Origin of the sequence: Alteribacter lacisalsi (genome assembly GCF_003226345.1) — a bacterium.
Lineage (GTDB): Bacteria > Bacillota > Bacilli > Bacillales > Salisediminibacteriaceae > Alteribacter > Alteribacter lacisalsi.
Genome location: NZ_PDOF01000005.1, coordinates 61,389 through 67,859, shown reverse-complemented (window position 1 = coordinate 67,859; position 6,471 = coordinate 61,389). Strand labels below are relative to the sequence as shown.

The window sequence follows — 6,471 nt, the reverse complement described above, 5'->3', positions numbered from 1 at the left end:
TCAAACTTGTCTAGTGACGAAAGCGGAGAGGTCACACCCGTTCCCATGCCGAACACGGAAGTTAAGCTCTCCAGCGCCGATGGTAGTTGGGGGCTCTCCCCCTGTGAGAGTAGGACGTCGCTGGGCACACAAAAGCTCACTCGCATATGCGGGTGGGTTTTTTGTTTGTGCAAAGAGACAGCGTCTGAAAGGGCCGGCAGGGTCGTGCGTGTGTGGGTATTTGTCAACAAACCGTCGATACTGACTGGAATAAGGTTGATTTCCCAGAGTTCGAGGTCGATTCCCCAAGGATAAAAAATACACATTCAGCCTCTCACCTCCGTCCCATCAGCTTTGAGTCTCTTCCTAAACAGTAGGAGCATCAGAATTCCTACAGCTGGAATAAAGGCGAGCCAGGCATGACGAAGCTGCCACTCATAGCGTGCCAGATACCAGGTAATCCATAGAACAACGATAAAATCGACTGTCATTGTACTAACGAGATGGGACGAGAAATAGCCTTCGCTGTAGGCTGCAAGAGAGCCAGAGACTGCTGTTGCCCAGATACCTGCTCCGATGAAAAGAAGAATCAACAGGAAAAAAGGTGACAGAAGCAGGCGGTGAAGCCATTCAGGCCCACGGGGGAAAGGTTTTCCTACTCGTCCACGAAACGCCAGCCAGGGGAGAATGGTGAATGCTCCAAGACCAAATGAAAGTACAGCAAATGGCCATGCAGGGACCTTGTGACGGTCCTTGGACACGAGCAGAATTATAAAGATAAGCGGATAAAGCCCGAGCATGCTGAAAACCGCTGTAATCAGCGGATCAACCTCTTCAAACTGTCCCCTTATGAGCGACTGGGCAACAGGATCACTGCCAAAGGGTTCTCCTGGAGCCAAAAAGACAGTATATAGAATTAGAAGTACCCATACTGCAAGAAATAGTTTCATAGCTTTTTCCTTTCCGCATCTGCGTAATTAAACAAGTTAGCAGGAGAGGCAATGGCTCCTTTTTCACCGCGATTTCCACGAACTTTGTCTTCAATATCTCACTATACCCTCCTGCAGGACAAATAGTCCTGTACACCATCAGGTGAGGGTACGGCCATTTTCTTTTTGCAAGTAGAGAAACCTCTGGGCACAGGGACGAATCCGCCTGCATATAGTGAAACACGGGTGGATTTTTACGTGAAATCCGAATAATTCTGTCTTTTCCCGTCCATACTGAGAATGGAGGTGGAGAAGCTATGAAAGGAATGTTGGCATCGGAACAAAAAAAGGACCTGCAGGAATGTCTGATCTGCAAGCAGGAAAAAGGTCACGGCATTCATGTAGTAAACTACTTCATTTGTGAGTCCTGTGAACATGAACTCGTGACATCGGATACGAATGACGAGGCCTATAAAGAGTATTTATATAAGCTTCGTAAAGTCAGAGATTCATTGTTTCAAAACAAACGGCGGATTCATTAAAAGGCTGGTGTACAGGAATTGAATAGCAGCGGATAAAAAACAGGTCACCGGCTCCCACTGCCAGCAGGTGATCTGTTTTTTTGTGTGGCATTTCTTTTGTTGGTGATTTTAGTATAATGGACGAAGCAGGATTTAAAGGGAGAATTGAAATGGATCAGACAAGAATGCCGTTGCTGGAGGCCTTGAAAAGGCACGCTGAATTAAAAAGGGTCTCCATGCACGTGCCGGGGCATAAAAACGGCCAGGTTTTTCATAAGGATGCTGAGGTGTTTTTTAAAGACATTCTGACTTTGGATGTGACAGAGATTGAAGGGATGGACGATCTTCATCAGCCGGAAGGGATCATCCTGGAAGCAGAGATCCTGGCTGCACTTCTTTTCCGTGCTGCGGAAACCCTTTTTCTCGTAGGCGGCTCAACAGCAGGAAACCTGGCTATGATTCTGGGAACGCTGAATGAAGGGGACCGTGTTCTCGTCCAGCGAAGCAGTCATCAGTCCGTGCTGCACGGTCTTGAAATGGCAGGGGCTTCCCCTGTATTTCTGGAGCCTGAAAGAGACAGCAAAACGGGAATCACGTACGGAGTATCGGAAGCGACAGTCCGTGAAGCGGTGTCAGCCTGGCCCGAAGCCAAAGCACTTCTTTTGACATCAGTCTCCTACGAGGGCTACGGCCAGGATTTGACCGGGCATGTGCATTTTGCCCATGAAGCAGGCATGTGTGTCCTCGTGGATGAGGCCCACGGCCCGCACCTGATTTTCAATCAGGACAGATGGCCTGCCTCAGCCCTTCGTGCAGGGGCAGATGCAGTCGTGCAGTCCGCCCATAAAATGCTGCCGGCAATGACGATGAGCTCCTGGCTGCATGTCCAGGGAAATCGAGTAAATAGAAACAGAATAAAAAAATATCTCAGAATGCTTCAGTCAAGCAGCCCGTCGTATCCGCTTATGGCCTCTCTTGATGCTGCCCGGGCATACCTTGCGGCCTATACAGAAACCCAGGGTGAACAGATGGCCGAGTGGAGCCGGCAATTCAGGGATCGTCTGAACCGCATTCCTCAAATCTGTACGGCTTCTGAAAAAATAAACGGCTTTGTACAGGATCCTTTAAAGGTTGTGATTGAAAGCCGCTGCCGGGCTTCCGGCCGGGAACTTCAGAAGGCATTCGCAGAGGAAGGGATTATCGCGGAACTTGCGGGCCACAGACACGTGCTGTTTACCTTGCCGTTTACCGTGTCAGAGCCGGAATATGAGGCCGCAGCTGCAGCCGTGCAGCGGGCGTGCAGTCCCTATGCAGTCTCTCCAGACCCGCACACCGTGCATGGACGGAAATTCAATTCCGAAAAGCGCCGGATCACCCCGCTAGCCTTGTCATACCGTGAAATGGACAGACAGGTGCCACAGAAGGTTCCCTTCATCGAAGCTGCCGGGCTCATCGCAGCGGAAGATGTGGTTCCCTATCCTCCGGGGATTCCTTTCATCTTAAAAGGAGAGACGATTTCATACGAACAAGTGGAGGAGCTAAAGGAACTGGTCAGCAAGGGGGTTTCTTTTCAGAGCGGACGCGGATTTATTACAGAGGGTCTGTCTGTTTACCCGGGCAGAGGAGAAAATAAGGATATTTGATAAGGGGTTTTACATATGAAAGGACGTTTTATTACGTTTGAAGGCGGCGAAGGAGCAGGGAAAACCACTGCTCTGCGCGCAATTCAAAAGCAGCTGGAAGAGGCAGGACACCGGGTTTTTACAACACGTGAGCCTGGAGGCAGTGTCATTGCTGAAAAGATAAGAGAGGTCATACTTGATACTGCCCATACAGAGATGGATAACCGGACGGAGGCGCTGCTTTACGCAGCAGCCCGGCGTCAGCACCTGATCGAAAAAGTGATCCCGGCGCTTGAAGAGGGATCGGTTGTTCTGTGTGACAGGTTTATCGACAGCAGTCTTGTGTATCAGGGAGTTGCACGGGGGATCGGAGTGGACGAAGTGAGAAGCATGAATCTGTTTGCCACAGCCGGACTGATGCCGGATCTGACGGTTTATTTCGATGTGGAGCCTGAAACAGGGCTTGCAAGGATCGGCGGAAACAAAGGACGGGAAATAAACCGCCTCGATCAGGAGGACTTATCCTTTCATAACAGAGTCCGGGAGGCTTATCTGGCACTTGCAGCCGGTGAACCTGAACGAATCCGCACGATTGATGCAGGAAAAACGCAGGAAGAAGTAGAAAAAGAAGCAGGAAACATGATCCGCGCATTCCTTGCCGGTACAGACTGACAGGGCAGGCAATCAGAGACAGAACATTTTCACAGCTGTTATAATAAACTATAAGAACGAAAGCACCTGATATGTAAAAAGGTGTGCAGGGAGGAACGCGAAATGAAACTGATTGTGGCCGTCGTCCAGGACAAAGACAGCAATCGCCTGTCAGATGCTCTTGTGGATCACAAGTACCAGGCAACGAAGCTTGCCAGCACCGGAGGCTTTTTAAAAGCCGGTAATACAACTTTTATGATCGGAACAGAAAACGAAAACGTACAGGACGTTCTGTCAATCATTAAAGATAACTGCAAATCCCGTGAACAGCTCGTCGCACCAATTTCACCAATGGGCGGCAATGCCGATTCCTATGTGCCCTATCCAGTGGAGGTTCAGGTCGGAGGCGCAACGGTATTTGTACTGCCAGTAGAAGAATTTGAAAAGTTTTAGCGGAGGCCGGACATGAATTGGGAACAGCTCGCAGCGACACAGCCGACAGTGGTTAAAATGCTTACAAACAGCCTGAAAAAGAACCGCCTCGCACACGCCTACCTTTTTGAGGGGGGAAGAGGAACGGGGAAGCAGCAGACAGCTGTTCAGCTCGCCCGGGCTTTTTTCTGCCGGCACTCATCAGAAGGAGAGCCGTGTGGGGAATGTGGAGACTGCAGACGGATCCTTTCCGGTAATCATCCGGATGTTCACACCATCCGTCCCGACGGTCAAACAATTAAAGTGGATCAGATCCGTCATCTGAAAAAAGAATTCAGTTTCCGTGGTATGGAGTCCAAAAAGAAGGTCTATCTCGTATCAGAGGCGGAAAAAATGTCTGCCAGTGCTGCTAACAGTATTCTTAAGTTTCTGGAGGAGCCGGACGGGGAAGCCCTGGCGGTTCTGATGACCTCACAGTACCACCGTATTTTGAAAACGATCGTCTCCAGATCGCAGGTTCTTTCCTTTGCCCCCCTTTCGCCTGACAGGCTTGTCAGGCAGATGGTGAAAGAAGAAGTGCCGGAAGTTCAGGCCAGGGTTGCCGCACAGCTTACATCCGACATTGAAGAGGCAAAAACCCTGTGTTCTGACAATTGGATTGCACAGGCAAGAACCAAAGTGATACAATTGACAGATGAAGTATTTAAGCGTCCAAGGTACGCATTTTTAATGCTTCAGGATGGCTGGCTGGGCTTTTTTAAAGAAAAGAATGAGATACAGACCGGTCTCGATCTTTTAATGATTTGGTATCGGGACGTCATTCGCACACAGCTGGATCAGCAGGATGAACTCGTCTTTTTTGACCAGGAAGAACGCTTGCGGGATGAGGCATTAAAAACCTCTCAGACAAAATTGGGACACAATTTAACCGCAATTCTTAATGCGAAACGGCGTCTTGAAGCGAATACCAGTCCTCAGCTGGTCATGGAGCAGCTGCTCCTTCGGTTACAGGAGGGATAACGTGCATCAGGTTGTAGGTGTTCGATTTAAGAAAGCGGGGAAAATCTATTACTTTTCACCCGGAGACATAGATATTACACAGGACGATTATGTGATTGTGGAAACGGCAAGGGGCGTGGAGTTCGGCAAAGTCGTCATTGCTGCTAAGGAAGTCAGTGAAAAGGACGTCGTGCTTCCTCTTAAGAATGTACTTCGCCGCGCCACGGAAAAGGACAAGCTCGTTGTTCAGGAAAACCGTGACGAAGCAGCAAAAGCATTTGACGTATGCCTTAAGAAAATCCAGACTCATAAGCTTGAAATGAAGCTGGTGGACGTGGAATATACGTTCGACCGGAATAAAATTCTCTTTTACTTCACAGCTGACGGCCGGATTGATTTCAGAGAGCTTGTAAAAGATCTTGCTTCTGTTTTCAGAACCCGGATTGAGCTCAGGCAAATCGGTGTAAGAGATGAAGCGAAGATGCTCGGAGGTGTCGGCCCATGCGGCCGGATGCTCTGCTGTTCAACGTTTCTCGGTGATTTTGAACCGGTGTCCATCAAGATGGCAAAGGATCAGAATCTCTCTCTTAACCCGACGAAAATATCCGGGCTGTGCGGACGTCTCATGTGCTGTCTGAAGTACGAGAACGATATGTATGAAAGTGCAAAGAAAGAACTTCCGGATATAAACCAGCATATTAAAACAAGCTATGGAAAAGGGAAAGTAGTCGGTTTGAACATGCTTGAACGTCTCGTGCAGGTGGAACTGTTTGAGGCGCAGCGTGTGGTGGAATATACTCTGGATGAACTCATGCAAGAAGGGGCAATCGCCAGCCAAACCACGAATTAATGAGGTGTGGGGATCGTGAACAAAAAAGAAATTTTCGCACGCGTGAGCCAGATGGAAGAGCGCATCGGCGGTCTCCATCACGAGCTGGGTGAACTGAAGGAACAGCTCGCTCTTTTGCTCGAGGAGAACCATCACCTCGCCATTGAAAATGAGCATTTGCGCAAGCGGATGGATCATAAAAACATGCAGAAGAAGGAGCAGCAGCGGGAGAAAGCAAGCCCGAAGCAGGAAAAACGTTCTGAATTCGGAGAAGGGTATGACAACCTGGCCAGACTGTATCAGGAAGGCTTTCATATCTGCAATCTCCATTACGGAAGTATCCGTAAAGAAGGCGACTGCCTGTTCTGCCTGTCGTTTCTGAATAAAAAATAATCGTATTCAGTCTTTCCTGACCCAGGTCCGGAAAGACTTTTTTTTCAAAGCGGTTTTTGATTAGATTGTTTCTAATGACAATGGAGCGGAAGGTGGCGACTCCAGCGACGAGCGTA

The 6,471-nt window shown here is 49.1% G+C and carries 8 protein-coding genes and 1 rRNA gene; 8 read left to right on the top strand and 1 reads right to left on the bottom strand.

Annotated features, from left to right (window positions below):
• Nucleotides 1-9 precede the first annotated feature (9 nt).
• A 5S ribosomal RNA gene (rrf, locus tag CR205_RS19820) occupies nt 10-126 on the top strand.
• A 179-nt stretch (nt 127-305) separates the two neighbouring features.
• On the opposite strand, the gene CR205_RS19815 is transcribed toward rrf, so the two are convergent.
• Nucleotides 306-929, bottom strand: coding sequence for a hypothetical protein (locus CR205_RS19815; protein ID WP_110521887.1), 624 nt, complete (start codon nt 927-929; stop codon nt 306-308).
• A gap of 296 nt (nt 930-1,225) precedes the next feature.
• On the opposite strand from CR205_RS19815, the gene CR205_RS19810 reads away from it, so the two are divergent.
• The 7 genes from CR205_RS19810 (at nt 1,226) to yabA (ending at nt 6,355) form a co-directional block, all read left to right on the top strand.
• Nucleotides 1,226-1,450, top strand: coding sequence for a sigma factor G inhibitor Gin (locus CR205_RS19810; protein ID WP_110521886.1), 225 nt, complete (start codon nt 1,226-1,228; stop codon nt 1,448-1,450).
• Nucleotides 1,451-1,599: 149 nt separating this feature from the next.
• Nucleotides 1,600-3,072, top strand: a complete 1,473-nt coding sequence (locus CR205_RS19805) for an aminotransferase class I/II-fold pyridoxal phosphate-dependent enzyme (protein WP_161524842.1) — start codon at nt 1,600-1,602, stop codon at nt 3,070-3,072.
• 15 nt (nt 3,073-3,087) lie between these two features.
• Complete coding sequence (tmk, locus tag CR205_RS19800; protein ID WP_110521884.1) at nt 3,088-3,723, top strand: dTMP kinase; 636 nt, start codon at nt 3,088-3,090, stop codon at nt 3,721-3,723.
• Between the two features lie 102 nt (nt 3,724-3,825).
• A complete protein-coding gene (locus tag CR205_RS19795; protein WP_110521883.1) occupies nt 3,826-4,155 on the top strand; it encodes a cyclic-di-AMP receptor in 330 nt (109 codons plus the stop codon).
• 12 nt (nt 4,156-4,167) lie between these two features.
• On the top strand, nt 4,168-5,154 hold the full coding sequence (gene holB / locus CR205_RS19790; RefSeq protein ID WP_110521882.1) for a DNA polymerase III subunit delta': 987 nt from the start codon (nt 4,168-4,170) through the stop codon (nt 5,152-5,154).
• 1 nt (nt 5,155) lies between these two features.
• Nucleotides 5,156-5,983: a PSP1 domain-containing protein gene (locus CR205_RS19785; RefSeq protein WP_110521881.1), complete on the top strand. Its 828-nt coding sequence runs from the start codon at nt 5,156-5,158 to the stop codon at nt 5,981-5,983.
• Nucleotides 5,984-5,998: 15 nt separating this feature from the next.
• Nucleotides 5,999-6,355 carry a DNA replication initiation control protein YabA gene (yabA, locus tag CR205_RS19780; protein ID WP_110521880.1) on the top strand — a complete coding sequence of 119 codons (357 nt, stop codon included), beginning with the start codon at nt 5,999-6,001 and terminating at the stop codon, nt 6,353-6,355.
• Nucleotides 6,356-6,471 lie beyond the last annotated feature (116 nt).

What these genes read in the sequence shown, in the direction of transcription:
- CR205_RS19805 (WP_161524842.1), top strand. Translation starts at nt 1,600, where the DNA reads ATGGATCAGACAAGAATGCCGTTGCTGGAGGCCTTGAAAAGGCACGCT.
- tmk (WP_110521884.1), top strand. Translation starts at nt 3,088, where the DNA reads ATGAAAGGACGTTTTATTACGTTTGAAGGCGGCGAAGGAGCAGGGAAA.
- holB (WP_110521882.1), top strand. Translation starts at nt 4,168, where the DNA reads ATGAATTGGGAACAGCTCGCAGCGACACAGCCGACAGTGGTTAAAATG.
- CR205_RS19810 (WP_110521886.1), top strand. Translation starts at nt 1,226, where the DNA reads ATGAAAGGAATGTTGGCATCGGAACAAAAAAAGGACCTGCAGGAATGT.
- CR205_RS19795 (WP_110521883.1), top strand. Translation starts at nt 3,826, where the DNA reads ATGAAACTGATTGTGGCCGTCGTCCAGGACAAAGACAGCAATCGCCTG.
- CR205_RS19815 (WP_110521887.1), bottom strand. Translation starts at nt 929, where the DNA reads ATGAAACTATTTCTTGCAGTATGGGTACTTCTAATTCTATATACTGTC.